Origin of the sequence: Paraperlucidibaca wandonensis (assembly GCF_042677145.1) — a bacterium.
Classification (GTDB): Bacteria; Pseudomonadota; Gammaproteobacteria; order Pseudomonadales; family Moraxellaceae; genus Perlucidibaca; species Perlucidibaca wandonensis.
This window is the reverse complement of the sequence record NZ_JBHTIT010000001.1, coordinates 523,011-542,333: the sequence shown is the minus strand read 5'-3', so window position 1 is coordinate 542,333 and position 19,323 is coordinate 523,011. Positions and strand designations below refer to the sequence as shown.

At 55.4% G+C, this 19,323-nt stretch carries 10 protein-coding genes; all 10 read right to left on the bottom strand.

Annotated elements, in window-relative coordinates:
- Window positions 1–6: 6 nt before the first annotated feature.
- Genes ACFQ0F_RS02445 through ACFQ0F_RS02400 form a run of 10 tightly spaced genes read right to left on the bottom strand, consistent with a single transcriptional unit; the run spans window position 7 to window position 19,059 of the window.
- Window positions 7–1,173, bottom strand: a complete 1,167-nt coding sequence (locus ACFQ0F_RS02445; protein ID WP_340675225.1) for an ABC transporter permease — start codon at window positions 1,171–1,173, stop codon at window positions 7–9.
- Window positions 1,174–1,869 carry an ABC transporter ATP-binding protein gene (locus tag ACFQ0F_RS02440; RefSeq protein ID WP_340675224.1) on the bottom strand — a complete coding sequence of 232 codons (696 nt, stop codon included), beginning with the start codon at window positions 1,867–1,869 and terminating at the stop codon, window positions 1,174–1,176.
- A complete protein-coding gene (locus tag ACFQ0F_RS02435) occupies window positions 1,869–3,089 on the bottom strand; it encodes an efflux RND transporter periplasmic adaptor subunit (RefSeq protein WP_379068732.1) in 1,221 nt (406 codons plus the stop codon). The genes ACFQ0F_RS02440 and ACFQ0F_RS02435 overlap by 1 nt, the downstream gene beginning before the upstream one ends.
- Window positions 3,086–4,303, bottom strand: a complete 1,218-nt coding sequence (locus tag ACFQ0F_RS02430) for a hypothetical protein (protein ID WP_379068730.1) — start codon at window positions 4,301–4,303, stop codon at window positions 3,086–3,088. Before ACFQ0F_RS02430 ends, ACFQ0F_RS02435 begins: the two co-directional genes overlap by 4 nt.
- A complete protein-coding gene (locus ACFQ0F_RS02425; protein ID WP_379068728.1) occupies window positions 4,300–5,193 on the bottom strand; it encodes a class I SAM-dependent methyltransferase in 894 nt (297 codons plus the stop codon). Before ACFQ0F_RS02425 ends, ACFQ0F_RS02430 begins: the two co-directional genes overlap by 4 nt.
- A 2-nt stretch (window positions 5,194–5,195) precedes the next feature.
- Entirely contained in the window at window positions 5,196–5,999 is an 804-nt protein-coding gene (locus ACFQ0F_RS02420) for an alpha/beta fold hydrolase (RefSeq protein ID WP_340675220.1), read from the bottom strand.
- A 3-nt stretch (window positions 6,000–6,002) separates the two neighbouring features.
- Entirely contained in the window at window positions 6,003–7,175 is a 1,173-nt protein-coding gene (locus ACFQ0F_RS02415; RefSeq protein ID WP_379068724.1) for a glycosyltransferase, read from the bottom strand.
- A gap of 5 nt (window positions 7,176–7,180) precedes the next feature.
- Entirely contained in the window at window positions 7,181–7,486 is a 306-nt protein-coding gene (locus ACFQ0F_RS02410; protein WP_379068721.1) for an acyl carrier protein, read from the bottom strand.
- Entirely contained in the window at window positions 7,486–11,991 is a 4,506-nt protein-coding gene (locus tag ACFQ0F_RS02405; RefSeq protein ID WP_379068718.1) for a beta-ketoacyl synthase N-terminal-like domain-containing protein, read from the bottom strand. The genes ACFQ0F_RS02410 and ACFQ0F_RS02405 overlap by 1 nt, the downstream gene beginning before the upstream one ends.
- Window positions 11,992–11,994: 3 nt before the next feature.
- The gene (locus ACFQ0F_RS02400; RefSeq protein ID WP_379068715.1) at window positions 11,995–19,059 is read right to left on the bottom strand and encodes an SDR family NAD(P)-dependent oxidoreductase; all 7,065 of its coding nucleotides are present in this window, start codon (window positions 19,057–19,059) and stop codon (window positions 11,995–11,997) included.
- Window positions 19,060–19,323: the final 264 nt, after the last annotated feature.

Here is a 19,323-nt window from a genome sequence, read left to right as displayed (position 1 = left end):
TCGGCCTCAGGTCACAGCGCGCAAACCATCGACAATGCTAATACGCGCACTGTTGATGGCTGGAGCTAAGGCGGCGGCTAGACCGATGACAATGGCGGCTGAAAATTGCAGCACCACGGTCTCGGGCAAAATCGTAAAGACCACGAAAAGATCGCGGGTGGCGGCAAAAAAAGCATCCGCCAAGGGGTAACTCAACGCCACGCCCAAGGCTCCGCCAATCAAGCCCATGGTGAGCGACTCCACCAAGATTAAACTGGTCACAAACGACTGCGAAAAGCCCAGCGACTTCAGCGTGGCGTACTCGCGGGTGCGCTCGCGTGCCGACATCGCCATGGTATTGGCCATCACCGCCATGATGATGAGAATGACAGCATAGGCCACAGTTTGAATCGCCAGCAAAATGGTATCGACCATGGCAATAAAGCCGAGCTGAAAGGCTTTTTGCGTTTCCGTTCGCGTCTCGGTTAACGAGTTTTTGAATTGGCTATCGATAGCCGCCGACATCGTCGCGGCATTGGCCGGGTTTTTAATATCGACAATGATGATGCCGACCTGATCGGCGAGCGATGGCAGCAGCGATTTAATGCGTTCGTTTACATAGGCCCAATGCATGAGAAATTGGCCGGTATCGACGGTGTCATCGCGACCTTGATAAATGCCGCGAATGGTAAAGCTCCACACGCCAGGATAAATCGTGCCCAGCAACGGCACTTGATCGCCAACTTTCCAGCCTTCTTTCGCCGCCAACTTGCTGCCAATAATGACGCCACGACGATCACGGCGGAACTCGGCCAGCTGATTTTCATCCACGATAAATTCTGGATATACCGTGAAATAGCTATCGGGATCGATGGCAAATTGCGGGAAGAAATGTTTGTCGTCGATATAAATACCTCCGAACCAGTTCACCGATGTCACCGCTTTCACGCCATTGATACGACGGATTTGACTGACATGGCTAACCGGCAAGGGAAACGCCAATGACGCCGAATTTCGCGTAATGAGACGGCCTGAATCACTCAACTCCGCGCCGGCATACCAAGAGTCAACGACTGTGCGCAGCAAGCCAAAGGAGATGATCGCCACAGCAATGCCGGCGATAGTCATACTGGCACGCAGGCGCTGTCGCCAAATATTGCGGCTGGCAAGCTTGAGCACATAGAGCGCGTGCATTTAGTGCGACTGCCCGGCGGGCTCGCTGAGCAACAGGCCTTTCTCCAAATGCACTTGCTGCTTCGCGCGCGCCGCACATTTAGGGTCGTGCGTAACCATAACAATGGTCTTGCCTAACTCGACATTAAGCCTATCCAATAAGCTCAAAATATCATCGGCCGATTGACGATCTAAGTCGCCAGTGGGCTCATCGGCCACGATCAACTGTGGGTCGCTAATCAAAGCGCGGGCAATCGCCACACGCTGCTGCTGACCACCGGAAAGCTCATTGGGGTAATGATCCATACGATCGGCAAGGCCAACCATGGCCAGCGCCGTTTCAACATGTTCGCGGCGCTCAGACTTACTGAGATTAGTCAGTAATAAGGGCAACTCAACATTCTCAAAGGCATTGAGCACCGGCATTAAATTATAAAACTGGAAGATAAAACCGACGTTGGCGGCACGCCAATTTGCCAACTCACTTTCCGGTAAAGCAGCAATATCAATATCGTCGATGAGCAGCGCACCGGCTGTTGGTTTATCGATGCCCGCGATCAAGTTCAGCAAGGTACTTTTACCGGAACCAGAAGGCCCCATGAGCGAGACATAATCGCCGGCATGGATTTCTAGATTGATGCCCATCAGCACAGGCACGGGTTGGTTGCCGCGCTGATAGGTCTTGTAAAGCTCGCGTATGCTGATTAATGCCGACATTATTTAGGCTCGTTAATCTGAACTTCGCTGCCATTCTCCAAGGAATCATCTGGCGATAACACCAGCGTGTCGCCGGCCTTCAAAGCGCCGCTCACGGCCACGACATCGCCAAGTGAATTGCCGAGTTTGACCGCTTGCACTTGCACGAGTTTATCGCTGCCAATGACCAGTACTTCATGGCCATCCTTGGTTTTGCGCAGCGCTTTAGGGTCAACTGCTAGCAGAGCTTTCGATGCTCCCTTGGCGATGGCTTGCGAGAGAAAACTCACGCGCGCGCTCATGTCCGGCAAGATGCCATCAGGCTGTTCTAAGAGGCGAATTTTCGTGGTCACGGTAGCGCTGGCTTTATTGATCGTGGGCACAATGGCACTGACCTCACCGCGGAAGCGGCGCTGAGAAAATGCATCCAAGGTGATCTCGCAGGGCTGACCAACACGGATGCTCGACAGCGACGACTCCGAGACTTCGGCATTGATCTCCAGTGTCGACATATCGGCCATCACCATGACCGCACCGCGAGCATCGGCGGCGGATGATAGCGGCGTCACGATGTCACCGATATTTGCCGAGCGTGCGATCACGACGCCATCAAACGGTGCGCGAATTTCCGTGTTATCGATAGAAGTACGCGCATTGTCTTGGTTGGCACGAGCCGCAGCCAAGCTTGCTCTTGCCGAAGTCACTGCCGATTTCGCGCGATTAAAGCGCGACATGGCTTCACGAAGCGAGACTTGCGGTATCAGGCCTTTATTGAACACGGTGGATGTGCGCTGCAAATTAATATCGGCATCGTTGAGCTCAGCTAAAGCAGAATCGACAGCAGCGACAGCGACATTTGAGTTTGCGGCAGCGGCTTGATAGACCGCCGACACATCACTGCTTTCTAAGCGCGCCACGACTGTGCCGGCCTTCACAAAATCTCCCTCATTTGGCCCCAACCACTCCACGCGGCCAGTACCTTTCGAGGCCACAGCCGCGCGGCGCCTAGCCACCACATAGCCGGTGGCATCGAGCACAAGGTATTGCTGCGATGGCCAAGCCGTGACCACTTGCGTGGTTTGCACGGCAACAGGCGCTGGAAATAAGACGCGCCAGAGCAACACCAAGACGGCAATAAGCACAGCCGCATGCCACCAGCGCAAACTGCGGCGCTGCTTTAATTTCGGTGCTGCCGAGGCGGTACGTTCCACCTTGAGTTTGCTTAGATCAATGTCATTCACGAGGTAATTCCAGACGCTTGAAAGTGGTTTACATAAGCTGCCGTGAGGGCATCAAGCTGCCCATCATGGTTATAGCTTGCAGGTACTGAAAACGAGATCACGGTGAAGTCAGGGTAGTTTAAAAACACCACATTGAGCTTACCAACGGCACCGGGAATACCATAGAGCATGCCCGCCTTAAAGCCTGGGAAGCTATAGGTGTCGGCGTTGACTTGCCCCATGGAGACAATGCCGCCGGTGGGTAGCGCCGGCGATACCTCATGCAGCACGTCATCTACTTTTTTCTTGAGCTGGCGCAGCATGTACCACACCGGCAGCCAAAATAGCATTTTTATGCCTGGGAACTGGCGACAATCGGCCTTGGCTTTTAGGCGCTGGCCGAGCTGCACCATGAGCTGGCGCGTGGTTGCACCCTCGGGCACGGTCAGGCGTACATAACCGGTCAAATTGCCGATGCCCATTTCATCGGTGCGCAGACCGCGATAATCCACAGGAATGGTGAAGCCAACAGGGCCGGCTTGCTGCTTGCGTGCCCATTCGGCGAGAAAAATCGCCGAGCGCGGCAGTAGCTGAGCAACGGAGTGATCGATCATCACCCGCCGCCAAATAAAGTCGAGCTCGCCGCGCTGACCTTTCGCCGCAGGCTGCAACACCGGAATGCAGGCAGTTGGCTCAGCGGCTGGCTCTTCGGGTATTTCATCGGCATAACGCGCTTGAATATCTAAGTCGGTCAGGCAGGAATCAGAGCCTTGCAGCGACTCATCACGCATGGCGCGGCACACCTCGCTCACCCAGTGCAAGAAGCCACGGCCATCGATGGCGGCGTGCAAAGTGCGAAAGACAATGCGAGTTTTGCCATCGCGACATGGCACCACGAGCACGTCGGCAATCGGGCCGCCGCCACGCTCATCGAGGCGTTGACGAAGAAAGTCGGCACCGTTTTCGTTGCTGCCATCCCAATCGCTTAATGGCATAAGACGAACTTGCGGTGCTATACCGCTATCGACCCAGCGCGACCACACCAATAGGCCTCGAAAGCGCACCCGAATGGCTGGGTTAGCGGCGGCGGCGCGAGTCACGGCCTGCTGTAGCTGCTTGGCATCAACCTCGCCCTCGCCTTCAAGAATACCGTCGACGTGATAGCGATAGAGGCGATTTAGCACTAAGGAGTAGCGCTCTAAGGCGGAGACGCGGCGCACATAAGGCGTGCTCATGAGGACTGCTCCGATTTTTTAGAGGCGGTTGTGGTAGCTGGTACGGACACCGTAGAGTTTTTCATTCGGCAGACATAAATTAAGGTACGCGTGGCGACTTCAGCTGCTGGCAAATTCCACGCCTGCGCAACCTCACCAGTGGCATAGCAACGCACATCGTCAAAGCCGCATAGCTGCAGATCTCTTGCCACTGCCTCGCGGTCGCGCTCGTCATAGGCAAAGTCACCAGCAATGCCGAACCAATGCACGCGCAGATTGTGCAATACGCGACCCAGAAAACTACGCGCAGGCTCTTCGGTCAGCGGAATATAGTCGAAGATATAAACGCCATCGCTTTTTGCTAAACGCATGGCAATAGCGCGCCATAACGGCAGCTGCTGCGAGCGCGAAAAATACATCATCAGGCCTTCGGTCAATATCGTCATGGGCTTACTGACGGCATCAGCAGAGAAGTCGTATGTAGTGATGTCGCCGGCTTGCAGCGTGAAGTTAGGCCTCGCCAGTACTGCTTTGCCCGCGGCTGTGCGCTGAAATTGCAGGCGCTTGTGCGCAACCATGCCGGGCAAGTCCATTTCCGTGTAATGGCAATCTGGATTGGCACTCAGCGTTGCGCCACGCGGCGAAAAACCAGACGCAACTTCTAGCACGCGTGGGCAGTGCGCCTGTTTCACCAGATGGTCGATGGCGCTATGGCGATGCAAAAGCTGATGGCGCAGGCAGTAGCTTTGCGGGTTCAGCCAGCGATAAAAACGCATATAAGCATTGACCCAGCGAAACACGCCAGTAGCCGACTCAGGGGTGGTGAGCTCAGCATTGCTAAGGCCGGCCCACTGCCAAACGCCTGCGGTGTAAAGCGCCGAAACCGCCACGCCATCTTTATTCATATCCACGATTACCGCGCTCCCGATTGCGCCAAACTGGCAGTGTGCTGAGCGGCGTAAAATGTTTGGATGGTTTGCAACAAGGCCGCGTGCGCCTCGATAGGCACGTCATGGCCGGCATCGAGCAGCACAAGCTGTGCATTCGGCAGAGCCTGTAATAACTCATCACCAACAATTAAACATGGCGACAAACGGCCGTAGGACAATAGTGTCGGCACGTTCAGCGCCGCTAAGGCAGCAGCCGGAGGCCGGCCCATCGCCAATACATCGGCGACTAGGCTGGTATCAAACACTAGCGTCTCAATGCGTTGGCGCAGGCGCTCACGGCGTCGCCCCGTCACCCCTTTTGCCAAGTGCGGCTGCTCATCTATCCATGTCGCCACGCCATCACGCGAATTAGCAGCGAGCAGACTCGGGCCAACCCAATGGTTAGCCGGCATTGGTGCATCCACCAAAACTAAAGAGTGCACACGCTGCGGATGGCGCAGAGCGAACTGCAACGCGATTAAGGCGCCTAAGCTATGGCCAACTAGATCAACTTTGGCATCTTCTGGCAGCAACTCAGCTAAAACTGAACAAAGATCATCGACATGGCTGTCGAGATCAAAACCTTGCCTGGGCATGCTGCTGCTGCCATGCCCGCGTAAGTCATACAAAATTACTTGCCGAGAGGCTGCTAAAGGCAGCGCCACGGTCGAATACCACGTCGCCATATTGCCGGCGACTAGGCCGTGCAAAAACACCGTGGTCGTTTCCGATGGCCGCCCTAAGGTCAGTGTCGACAACTCAACATCACCGGCAGAAATAGTGCGCATCGCTTACGCCCTCGCCGCATTAGCGATGCGAACAATATGTTCAGCCGCACCCACAGCGCCGGAACTTTTGCGCAACACCGCACCTAATCGCGCGGCCTGATGATTCAGCTCAGGCGTATTCAGCAATGCATGAATAGTGGTCTTAGCGGTGGCAACGCTGACTTTGCCATGGCGCATAAACAGTGCTGCGCCGGCGTCTATTGCTTGCCTTGCGATGACCGGCTGATCATCACGAATAGGCGCGACGATCATCGGCAAATTATGCATTAAGGTTTCGCAGACGGTGTTGTGACCGGCATGGCAAATCACGCCGTGCATCTTTTTCAAAAGCTCAACTTGCGGCACAAAGTCGCGCACCAGCACATTAGCTGGAGCCTTTACGCTCAGGCTTTCTGGGCCGACAAGCACCGCCTGCACATTGGGCATATCGGCGATGGCAGCCATGATGACTTCAAAAAAGCGTGTGTCGCGATCACGGCTAATAGTGCCTAGAGTGACCAAAATATGGCGGCAGTCATCGCGCAGCCATTGCCATGGGAAGTCGATTTCACGACGCCCCTGACCGATAGCTGGACCTAGAAAAGCGTAAGGCGCTTCGACTCGCGCGTGCTCAGTGCCGAGCAACTCTTCGATGGAAAACACCAAATTTAGCCATGGCGAAAAATCTGGTCGAGCAACGCGTGCTGACTCTGCCTCACTCGGCATATAGCGCTGCTGCAAGCCGGCATATTGCCCCGCTACCCAGTCATCGAGCATAGGCGACATGCGCAAAATAGAGGCGCTGGTGGTGATGCTAGCGAGCCAAGCAATGCCTAATTTACGCGCCACCAAAGAGCCGGCAATCATCTGGTGGTCGACCACCATGACATCGGGCTTAAAGCTCAGCGCGGCTTGCTCAATTAACGGTAGCGACTGCTCCGCCATCGGCAAAGCATAGTCTTCGAAAAACAAACGCACGCTTTCCAAACCACGCACTTTCGGCAACACCACTGTGGTGACTTGGTCGCCCGCATCTAAGCTAAACACGCGGGCGGCATCGGGCAGGCTCGCACCGAGTTGGTGAGTATGAATAGCCCACGCCAATTCGTGGCCAGCGGCGCTAAGCTGTGCGGCCACTGCCAACATCGGGTTTAAGTGGCCGATGAGCGGTGGCAAGGCGAAAAGAATGCGTGCCACAGCGCTTAAGCTTCGTGCGTCAAAGCAGCGGTGACATAGGCGCTTAAATCGCCCACGCTCAAGCTGATGAGCTCATGAATGCTTTTGCCCGAAAGCCAACCAGAAACATCTAAGCGCTGGCCGAAATGCTGCTGAATGGCGGCGGCAATTTTGATGAATTCGATGCTTTCGATTTCAAGATCGTCATTGAAGCGTGTGTCGCGCTCGATCATGGTGTCGAAAATCCAGTCTTCGTTAATGGTGACTCGAATCTTCTCAATCACGACGGCTAAAATCGCATCTGGCGTCATAGCGTTACCATCAATTTCCATCACAACATCTCACTTTGATTATCGGCTAATGCCATGAGCAAGGGCTCAGCCAGCGCGCTTGGCAGGCTCCAACCCATGACATGGCCTTCTAAAACAATGCTGTAGACCCAGCAGTTATTAATGCGCAATGCACCGCCCTGATACGCCGACACTGGCCAGTTTTTCGGTGCGCCAGCGAGGCCATGACCCGACTGTTTAGCGGCCACTTCTTTTGCCACCCAGCCACGCGTGAACACCAACTCTTCAGGCTCATCGACAGCATTTAATAAGCGCTGCTCATCGCTACCGAAAGCGGCTTGCACGAACTCCTGTGAACGCTCTTTTATCGACTCAAGGTCAATGCCCACGGGCTCATCGGAGACAATCGCCACGGCCAAATTACCTTTATGAGCGATCGATAATGACAAGCCGTCGGGCAGTCTATTGGTGACGTTGGCGTGTATATGCGGCGCGCCCAAGGCATCATTTTCGATGATGATTTCTTGCGGATAAACACCGCTAATGCCGCGTGATTGCAGAAATACGCGGGTGGCATCTTTTGCCGCAACACGGCCATTCAACCAGGAGCGTTTGCGGCGCGGCGAAAGCGCGTCATATACCGTGCGTTCAGTAGCGGTTAAATAGCGGCGGCTTAGGTAGTCACGCAAAATAGCGGTGTCGTAGCGATCATCAAAGAGCACAACATTGGGCGCAATTTCGCGGCTCACTTTATATTCTGAGAGCAGTCGTGATGCCTCCCAGAAGGCTTTGTCCATTTGGTAGCGTCGAGTTTGCCAGTCATCAATGCTGATGATTAAGCGATCGTCGGCAGTGCGTAATTGATGGCTGCTATTACAGCTCAAATCATCAAGATGGTTGATACGAACTTGCGCCTGCAACGACTCCCCGGGCACGGGGTCGGGCCCATAAAAACGGATGCTGCCAACGCCGATGGGCATGGCTAGGCAGTTTTCTGGCTGCTCCATGACCCAATAACCGGCGAGCTGGCCCATATTGTCGAGCAAGGCGCCCTGTCCGCTTGGCACGCGTAATTCGCCATCGATGCCGTTGCTGCCGATGCCTTTAAAGCGTGTCACACCCTGATACGCGGGACCGTGGAACATCCATTGCTGCTGGTATAAATCGTTCGCGGCAACACGGGTGTCGCAAGCTTGAATTAGCGCAGGCAATGGCGCTTTATCGGCCGATGGCCAGTGCGCGGCAATGCGCAGAGTGGCACTGAAATAACCAACAATTTCGCCGCGTACACAGCTATCGCTAATGCTATTTAAGCGCAGCTCAACGTTCAATGGCGTGCTCACTACCAGCCAATTAAAGGCCTTGATATCGAAGACTTCCACCACATGCCAGCCTGGGTGCTGCTGGGCTAATTGCTCGCGTAGCGCATCGCGCAGCAGCAGCACCTCCATGGTCATTGGCACGACTGGGTGGCGGTCGGCGACGATAGGCCAACCTTGGCGTTGCGGATATAGCTCGTGATCACGAACGCAGGCAATGCTCTGCTCTAGGCAGAGGTATTTTTGCTGCACATGGTGGATGGCCTTGGCCTGCTGAGCCTTGGCAAGTGCTGATGTTTGTGTGTGCTCATGCGTCTGCCCAGCGGCTTGCGGCAACACGGCGTTAGGCAACTGCTGATGCTGATGCTGATGCCAGAGGCTAACTATGTCTTGACGAACGCGATCAATGTCGCCCAAAGCATCGGCCACTAAGCCGCCCATTGCGCCATCGAACAACACGGACTCTGTGCGTTGTTGTGGTGGCAAATAAGGCATTTTTACTGTTGCTGGACGCAGGCGAATAAGCGGCACGCCTAAAGCTAGCCTCCGAGTTTGGCCACTCATGGCAGCCAGCATTTTCGCGGGCGGAAGCGCATTAGCCTCAGCTTTAGCAATTAGCAGGCGCATATCGAAATGCGCACCTTCGACCCAAAGCGCCGCACATACTTGCTGCAACTGCACCAGACCCGAGCGTGCATCGTGGTTGGAGTGCAAGGCCAAGTGCGGCCGGCCAGCTAAGGTGTCGCTGATAAAGCCCGGCAGCGAACCGGTGCCGACTTGCACAAAAACGCGCACGCCATCGTCATATAAGCGCTCGGTTAATTCACGAAAACGCACCGGCTCTAGCAAATGCGCAATCGCCGTGTCGCGCTTGGCTTGCTCAAGCACAGGAAACTTATCGACCAAGGTTGCCGACCACACTGGCGTGGTGGGCTCTTGTAACGCTGCCGCATTAAAAAATTCGCGATACCACGGCAGATGATCGATAAATAATGGCGAGTGAAAGCCCGAGACTATCGGCAGTACTTGATGAAAAATTCCGGCCTCGCGCAGCCTTTCCGCCACTTGCGCCACCACAGCTTCGCGACCACAGGCAATGACTTGATGCGGGCAGTTATCATGCGATAGCGCGATCTCATCGAGGCCAGCCATCGCATTTTGCAGCGTGGCAACGTCACAGGCTGCGGCGAGAAAACGCACATCGGGAAATTGCTGAGCGGCGACATCTAACGTGGCATTGGTGCGATCAGACAGCGCCTGATCCATCATGCCGGACGCCAACATCGCGCTCCATTCGCCAATGCTATGGCCAGCGTACGCGTGCGGCGCGATGCCCAACTCGCCGAGCACATCATGCATAAATCGGTTAAAGCCCATCAGGCCGCGCACTACGCGCGGTAGATCTTGCGCAGGATCTAGGCTCTCGCAATGCGCTGGCAATGGCCGCTTAAAGTAAGTAGCGAGATCATCTGCCTGCGGCTTAAACACACTATCGACGCCGGGAAACACAAAGGCGAATTTGCCGCCCTGACTGAGCAGGCCCTGTGCGCTAAACCAGATTTGTTGGCGACCAGACCACGATTTTCCAGCGGCGACAATTTTGCGCGCGGCGAGCAAGCGTTTGTTATCAGGCGCTAACACGACTAATCGGCAGAGTGCTTCGTTCGCTGGCGATGAGCCATTAATCGAGCTTGCCGGCACTGGCATCAGGCTTATAGGCGGTGGCGTCTCGCCGGCAATCACTGCATCGAGTGCTAATAGCAACTCTTCCGGCGTATCGGCCTGCAGTAGTAACGCGCTCGCTAAAGTCGGTACTGGTTTTGGCTCCGCTAGCGCCGGCAATTTTTCCGCCGCAGCCACACCGCTCATCACCACATGAGCATTGATGCCGCCAAAGCCAAAGGCGTTAACTGCGGCAATACGTTCCTGCGCGGCGACAGTCCAAGGCTGTACCGCCGCCAAGGTGCGAAAACGCGTCTTGGCCATCAGCGGGTGTGCTTGCTGGCAATGCAAAGTCGGCGGCAATACGCCGTGATGTATCGCCATTGCTGTTTTAATTAGCGATGCCATGCCGGATGCTGGCATCGCGTGGCCAATCATCGACTTAACCGAACCAATGATCGCTCGCGGCGCATCATCGGCTGGGCCAAAAAACTGCGCCAAGGTTTCCAGCTCAACGCCATCGCCGGTGGGTGTGCCAGTGCCGTGCGCTTCCACCAAGCCGATGGCAGATTTTGCTATTGGCAAGCCGGCCCATGCCCGCTCTAAAGCCAGCAATTGCCCGCTCACCGAAGGCGCAACCAAGCTACTGCTACGGCCATCGCTAGCGGAGCCAATGGCATCGATAACGGCATAAATTCGGTCGCCATCGCGGGTGGCATCTTCTAGCCGTTTTAGTACGACCATGCCGACGCCTTCGCCGGCGAGAATGCCATCGGCATCGGCTGATAATGGTGCGATTACGCCGCGCCGCGAAAGTGCGCCAAGTTGGCAAAATGTCGCCCAAAATGTTGGGTCATGACTTAAATGCACGCCACCGACCATCATCATTTCGGCATCGCCGCTGCTTAATAAGCGCGAAGCTTGCTCAAGCGCCAATAGCGAGCTGGCACAGGCGGCATCAACGGTATACGCCGCGCCACCAAGATCAAGCCGATTGGCTAGTCGCGACGCGGTGAAATTGGGAATCAGGCTGGATGCAACATCGGGCCCATACGTCGTGAGCTCGCCCTGCAAACGCTGCTTAACGTCGGCTAGCGCCGCCTCAGTCATCTCAGGAAATAGATCCTGCAAGGTCTGTAATACTTGCGGCACCAAGCGCACATGCTGCTCAAGGCGCAGCACGCCAGGTGTGACGTAATTACCACGGCCAATGATGACGCCAGTGCGCGCACGATCAAACGCTCGCGTGTCATAGCCGGCATCGCGCAAGGCCTGATAACCCACTCTTAAGGTGAGTAATTGGTCCGGCTCAGCAGCTTCTGCGAGCTTGGGCATGATGCCAAATGGCAAGGGATCGAAGTCTGCTAGGTCATCGACAAAGCCACCGCGACGGCAGTAAAACTGATCAACTGCGCTGGAGTTTGGGTCGTAATAGCGAGCATCCCAACGCGCCTCGGGCACATCGGAAATAGCGTCAACACCGGCACAGATATTGTCCCAGTACTGACCTAAGTTTGCTGCACCTGGAAACAGGCAAGACATCCCGATAATCGCGATACGACTCACAAACTATGCTCCAACCGGTGTCGAAGCATCATTCATAAAGCGCTCAACTTCGCCCGAGACCATGACGACTTGCGTCTCACGAGATGGGTCTACCAAAGCACTAAACAGTGCAGCAACACCCACTTTCTGCGGGATGAGGCCGATGCCTTTGCGGGCATATTCGCGCTGCAAGGCTAGCGACACCATGCCGGTATCGGCCCATGGCCCCCAGTTCACCGACAACACACGACCGCTAATGCGCGACTGCCAATGGTGCGCAATTTTGTCGAGCATATCGTTGGCGGCGGCGTAATCGACTTGGCCCCGATTACCGAAGGCGCTAGCAACGCTGGAGAAAAACACCACGCACTTCACGTCGTTGCGAATGCACGCTAGCAAGCTCAGAGCACTCGCCACTTTGGTGTCATAAACACGGGTGAAACTGTCTTGCTGTTTGTCGCGAATCAGCTTGTCTTCAACAATACCGGCACCATGAAAGACGCCGTCGATGCGCCCTGCTCGCGCGTAAATATCGGCAACCAACGTAGTCAGTGCAGATTCATCGCGCACATCTAAGGAGTGATAATTCACTCGCCCGCCAGCCGCTTTGATGGCTGCAAAGGTGGCAGAAATATCGCGCTCGGCCAGCACACGGCGCACTAAAGACTCAACTTCAGCAGGCTTGCGCGCTGGATTTTCGCTGAGCAATGCTTGGCGCAATTGACGCTGATCCGTCACCCCTTTTGTCGCGACAGACTCTTTATTTATCGGCAATGCGGAGCGGCCCACCAGCTCAAGCTGGCATTGAAAACGCTGGGCTAGCTCGATGGCCATCAACGCCGTAATGCCTCTCGCGCCGCCAGTTAGCAGTACAACGCTGTCTTTGCTCAATGGCAACTCAGTAAGCTCGCCAGCGCTTGGCGCTAAGGCTGTAACCTGGCGCTGCCAACGCTGGCCTTTAGCCCACGCCACTTCGACTAAGCGATCCTTGGCCGTTAATTCTCGCGCAATATAATTCGCTAGCTGCTCCTCACCTTCGCTGGCATCTACGTCGAGGCAACGCACATTGGCTTGCTCGTACTCACGTGCCATGGTTTTGACCATGCCGGCTATGCCACCACCGCGAGGTAGTTGCGGCGCAGTCAGACCGAAGTCGCCGCCCAAGGCCGTTGCCACCAACAAGCGGCCAACACCGGCCAACAGCGCGCGCTGTAAAACAGCAAACTGCTGCACGAGCAAATGCGCATCGGCAGTGAAATCTAAGCCGCTTAAATCTAGCAAGGCATTGGTTTGAGCAAAGTCATAAGTGTCTGCCTCGGCCAAGCTCAGCAAGGTGACTTTTACCTGATGCGCGCTGAGCTGCTCGCTCAACATCGCTCCGAGCTTGCCATTTGGCGCGATAATCACGACGTGCTGACCCGCTAGTGCCGCCCAATTAGCCGTGATGTTTTGCGCATTTTGATTGCGAAAAACTACGCGCTGAAAAGGAAACTCAGCGGCAATATCTTCAGTTTCTTGAAGTGCTAAAGTCTCGGTCGGCGCGGGCTGAGAAGACGCTAAAGCCGTATCTAAAATGGCCGACAGCGTTTTACACGACGACAACTCTTCTACCGACAAAGCCACCGCCTGAGCTGCGTTCGCTTCAGACAAAGCACGCTTTAATTGACCAATCACTTCTAATCGTTTGATTGAATCTATCGATAAGTCGGCCTCAAGATCCAAGTCCAAATCTAGCGCTTCTTCGGGATAGCCAGTGGCTTCGCTCACTACCATGAGCAAGGTGCGCTGCAAAAATGGACGATCCCATTGGGTGCTTGCTAATGATGTAATCGCTGCAGGTTGCAAAGCTGGTGCAACGACCACAGTCACCGGCACATGCTCGCGCAACCAATCAATCACCGCACGCAATGTTTTTTGCCGCGTTAAGGCCTCAATACGCGCCTCAGCATCGACACCCAATTTAGCGCGCAAATCCAACACACGCGCCAGCTCGCCAACCACTTCTAGGCGCTTAATCGAATCGATGGATAAATCCGCTTCGAGGTCTAGGTCCAAGTCGAGCATATCGCTGGGATAGCCCGTGCGCTCACTGACCAAATTCAACAGCACGCTGGTATGGTCTAGCTCAATTGCCAACGCTGAAGCTTCTTGTGGCGCTTCGACCTGCTTTTCAAAAACAGGCGACACAATTTGCGCCGCAGGCGATGCGCGCACAAAAGCAGGAGCAGCCGGTGCCCCCATATAACCCAACAAAACATCGCGCTGTGCCGAAACCAGCTCGCGCATATTGTTTAAATAGCCCGCCAAAGCCTGATCACGCTCAGCAACATGCGGCAGAGTGCTGGAACTTGTAAAATTTGTCGCGGCCCCCAAATGCACCACTGGTGCTTTCACAACCTGCCCAGCATGCGCCGGCAATTTGCCTTTTACAGGCCATGCGCGACCACCATTGATCATCCAAGTTGTTGCCGACCAATACTTCGGTTGGCTCAAATCAACCAACTTAGCGCGACCAGCAAACAGCTTATCCGCATTGAACTCGGGCAATGCCACAGCCATTTTTGCCAATGAACCAAGCAGCCCAGCCAGACCCTTGCCTTCTTGATCTAGCGCAATGGCCATATGCGCTTTTTCAGTCAAAATACGACCAACCAAACCAGTCAATACACGGCGCGGGCCGACTTCAATGAAGGTGCGCGCGCCGTCGGCATACATCTGCTCAATTTCATCAACAAAGCGCACTGGCGAAACAATATGCTGCGACAAGCTCGAGCGAATAGCATCACTTTCAGCCGCATGCACAGCGGCCGTCACATTGGCGTAAATCGGCCATGCCGGCGAGCTCATATCGCACTCGCCCAGCGCCGCAGCGAAGCGCTCACTGGCCGCGGCCATTAACGGCGAATGGAAGGCGCAGGCGGTGTCGATGGCTTTGCCGGCCACACCGCGATCACGCAGAGCAACTAGCGCCGCTTCCACGTCGAGAGTTAGGCCAGAAATCACGGTTTGCTGCGGGCTATTTTGATTAGCCATCACTACTGATGGGAAGTCGCTGAGCATAGGCGCAAGCTCACGCGCCGACAGGCTGATGGCGGCCATGCAACCAGCATCATCGCCAGCGACAGACATCATCGCCTCGGCTCTAGCACGCGATAAATTAATCAGCGCGGCAGCATCATAAACACCCGCGGCAGAGAGCGCAGCGAGCTCGCCATAGCTATGCCCAGCGGCCATATCGGGCTTAATGCCCAATGCCTGCAGACACTCAAACGCCGCCATATCGACCATGCCCAATGCCGGCTGCGCTTGGCGGGTATCGGTGAGATGGCGCTGCTGCTCTGCGGCTGTCTCGGCGCTATAGGCAGATGGCGGATAAATCGCTGCCGCCACCGCCACATCATTCAGCAGTAAGTGTTGTAGCTCGGGGAAATAGATGAATAAGTCGCGCAACATGCCGACGTACTGGCTGCCCTGACCGGGGAATATAAAGGCGACTTTGCCCACCGCCTGATCTGCATTACGAATCGCCACACCGGCTTTACCAGCTAAAGCATCTGAGATCTGCTGCTTTAAACTTGTGATATCGGTCGCGACAAAGCCCATTTGGATCGGGCCTGAACCTGCCTGCCACAGCGTAAAGGCTAGGTCTCGCAGCGATGGCATCACATCCGAGGCAGAAAGAAATTGCTGCAAATTAGTCAGCTCAGCTTTAGCGCTGCTGAGGTCTTTGCCACGTAGCAAAAACAACTCGGCCGGCCACGTCATCGCGCCAACTGCACTTTGATGCTCAGGCCATGCCGACAAAACTGCGTGAAAATTCGCGCCGCCAAAACCAAAGGCGCTAACGGCACCGCGGGCAGCTTGCTCGGCTGGCATCAGCCAAGGCCGAGGCTGCGCGCTAAAAGTAAATGGGCTTGTGGCAGCATTATGCCAAGCATTAGGCTGGCTAATATTCTGCGTGCCGGGCAAGACGCGGTGATGCAGCGCCTTGGCAACTTTGATTAAACCAGCCACACCCGCAGCGCATTTTGTATGGCCAATTTGGCTTTTCACCGAGCCTAGCGCCGCTTGCGCCGGCATCGCGCCACCTTGCGAAAACACATCGGTCAGCGCCTGCAACTCCGTGCGATCACCGACCACAGTGCCAGTGCCATGCGCCTCAATTAGCTCAATGGCGCCAGGCAAAATTCCTGCTTGCGCATAGGTGCGCTCCAGCGCCAATTTCTGGCCATCTTTGCGTGGCGCGGTCAGGCCAAGGCCTTTGCCATCGCTAGAGCCAGCAACGCCGTCGATGAGCGCATAAATGCGGTCGCCATCGCGCTGGGCATCCGACAAGCGCTTTAGCACCACGATGCCAATGCCCTCGCCCAAAGCAATGCCATCGGCCTGATGATCAAATGAGCGGCAACGGCCACTCGCCGAGAGCGCGCCGACCGAGGAAAACATTAAGTAGTCGCTGATGCCATTGTGGAAATCGGCACCGCCGGCCAGCACCATATCGCTGCTGCCGCCACGCAGTTCTTTCACAGCCAAATCGACGGCGGTCAATGAGCTAGCGCAGGCCGAAGTGACCGCGTAATTGACACCGCCTAGGCCTAAACGGTTAGCTATTCGACCAGAAATCAGATTGACCAACATGCCGGGAAAAGAGTCTTCGGTCAGCGTTGGCAATACCTGCGCTAAGGCCGGCGGTAGCTCACCGGCGTATTGCTGCCAAAGATTGCGGAAGGTGTATTGATTGCCTAAGTCCATGCCCGCTTCGGCACCAAAAATTACCGAGGTGCGCTCGCGATCAAACCAGCGCTGGCTATAGTTGGCATCGACCAAAGCCTGCTGCGCAATTGACAGTGACAGCAGCTGCACAGGCTCAATGGCCGCCAGCGATGCTGGTGGAATGCCAAACGTTAGCGGGTCAAATGGCGTGTCTGGAATAAACGCACCCCAGCGGCTGATCGACTTATCTTGGCGCGCCTCATCAGCATGAAAATATTGCTCAACCGACCAACGATCACTCGGTACTTCGGTGACTAAATCACGGCCGGAAAGGATGTTTTCCCAATACGCCTCAAGGTCTGGCGAGCCGGCAAAAAGGCAGGACATGCCAACAATGGCGATAGGCTCTTGCGACTTCTCATTGCTAAATGACGGTAGCGGGCAGTTCGTCACGATGGTCTGCGAATCAATACACACGCGGCGATGCAGCTCGGCCATGGTGATGACTTCATCAGCCATGACAGCGACTTGCCCGAGCATATACATGCCCTCGTCGGCCTGAGTCTGCTCATCGATAGCCTGCAAAACGCCATCGACGCGATCAACACCTTTGCTCGCCACACGCAAGCGCCCAATCGTTAGGGCTTCTAAGTCTTTCCAAATTTGTTTCGGCTCAATGGCCAGCGCCTGCAGCCGCGCTTTTTCGCGCTCAAATAGCTGCGTAAAGCCCGATGGCACACAGCGAATGGCATGCCCCGGCGCGGTCTCCACCAGTTCCGTAGATTGGCTAGCAATAGCTTGTTGCTGGAAGCGCGGCAACACCGCGCCGGCGCTTACCGCTTCATGGGTGGCGATATAGGCGGTGCCCATCAAGACGCCAACTTTTGCCCCTCGCGCCGCCAATGGTGCCAGCAAAGCCGAGGCCATCGCCGCCGATAAAGCATCGTGAATGCCGCCAGCTAGCAGCACGTGAAAACGCTCAGGATGCTCATCGGCTAGCAGCCGCGTTAAGGCCTGCTCCCACAACACAAAGCTATAACGCGGGCCAACATGGCCACCGCATTCGCGGCCTTCAAAGACAAAGTGCGTAGCGCCTTCCGCGATGAATAAATCCAGCAAACCCGGCGATGGCACATGCAAATACGTGGCAATGCCCATGTCCGTAAACGGCTTCGCTTGCGATGGACGACCGCCAGCAATCAGCAGCACCGGCGGCATAAATTCACGCACTAACTCAAGCTGCGGCGCCAGCACATCGGCCTCGGCAAAACCTAAAACGCCAACGCCCCATGGCTTATCGCCCAGTGCGGCTTTTGTGTCTTCAAGCAAGGTACGAGACGACTGCGCATTCATCAGCGACAAAGCAATAAATGGTAGCGCGCCAGCCTCGGCAACAGCAGCAGCAAATGGTGCCGTGTCGCTAACGCGCGTCATCGGGCCTTGAGCGATGCCATAACGCGTGCCATGCGCTCGCGCCCAGGCATTGCCATCGGCTAAAGGTTGTAATGATTGCGCCTGAATAAGCGCCGCCTGCATGCGCGTGCGTAATGCCCGAATCAAGCTCGCAACCGATGTGCACTGATTCAGTGCTAAGCGCGCTAAAGCCGCATCTTGACCAACTGCCAACAAACGCTGATCGCCTAATTGCTCGAGCACTTCTGATCGATTTAGCTCAATAGCTGCACTGCCTTTCGGCGCTAAAACGTGGAGTCCAGCAAGCGCGCGCACTTCGCTGCCATCGAGGGCTAATACGCGCTGCTTCAGCTCTGCCGAAAAATTTGACTCAGGAAATACCGATAAAATCGCATCAATCACGACGCCCGCTGCACCGGCAACCATCGCCGCCACTGCGGTATTCAGCGACATACCGCCCTGACACCACACGGGGACCTGCTTGGCATTGGCCAGTAGCAAAACGCGTTGAAGCAGCACAAATGCACTCTCAGCGCCGCATACCCCACCGCTTTCCTGACCTTTAGCGATTAAGCCCTCTGCGCCCATGGCCAGTGCTTGCTCAGCCTCTTCACAGCTAATGACTTGCGCAATAACAGGTAGCTCACGCCACGCTTGCGGAATAACCGCTGAGTTCGGCAACACTAAGAAGCGCACAGACTCAGGCAGGGTTAAAGCGCCCACATCGACAAAGTCCGGCACACGTAAACCCAGCCACTCGCTACGATGCGTAGCGAGTGTATTTAGCGTAGCCGCCCATGTTTTCGAGTCACGGCCAAGGTCGACAACCACCGGTACTTGCTGGCGAATAATAGCCGCTACGAGGCTCGCATTTGGCTGCTCAAACGGTGTCAATGCCAATAATGGAGCAAAGTTTTTAGGGTGCGTACTCAGAGTGTTCTTGTTAGCGTGCGATTGATTCATGAGAGTTTTGTTTCTAATAATTTGATGCAGTGCTACTGACCAAGTCACTACCAATGCCAATCAGCTCACACGTCCAGTGTTAAGCAAATCCGTAAGTAGTTACAACCTGTGTAATCTGTGCGCATATGATGCAGGCATCTTATGTTACATTTTGTAGCTTATTACCCTACTTATGTATCATTTGCCCAAAAATTAAACGCATGTAGTCGATATAGCCCTAAAAAGCCTCGATACTCCCATGCGTTGGCGCACACACACGCCAAA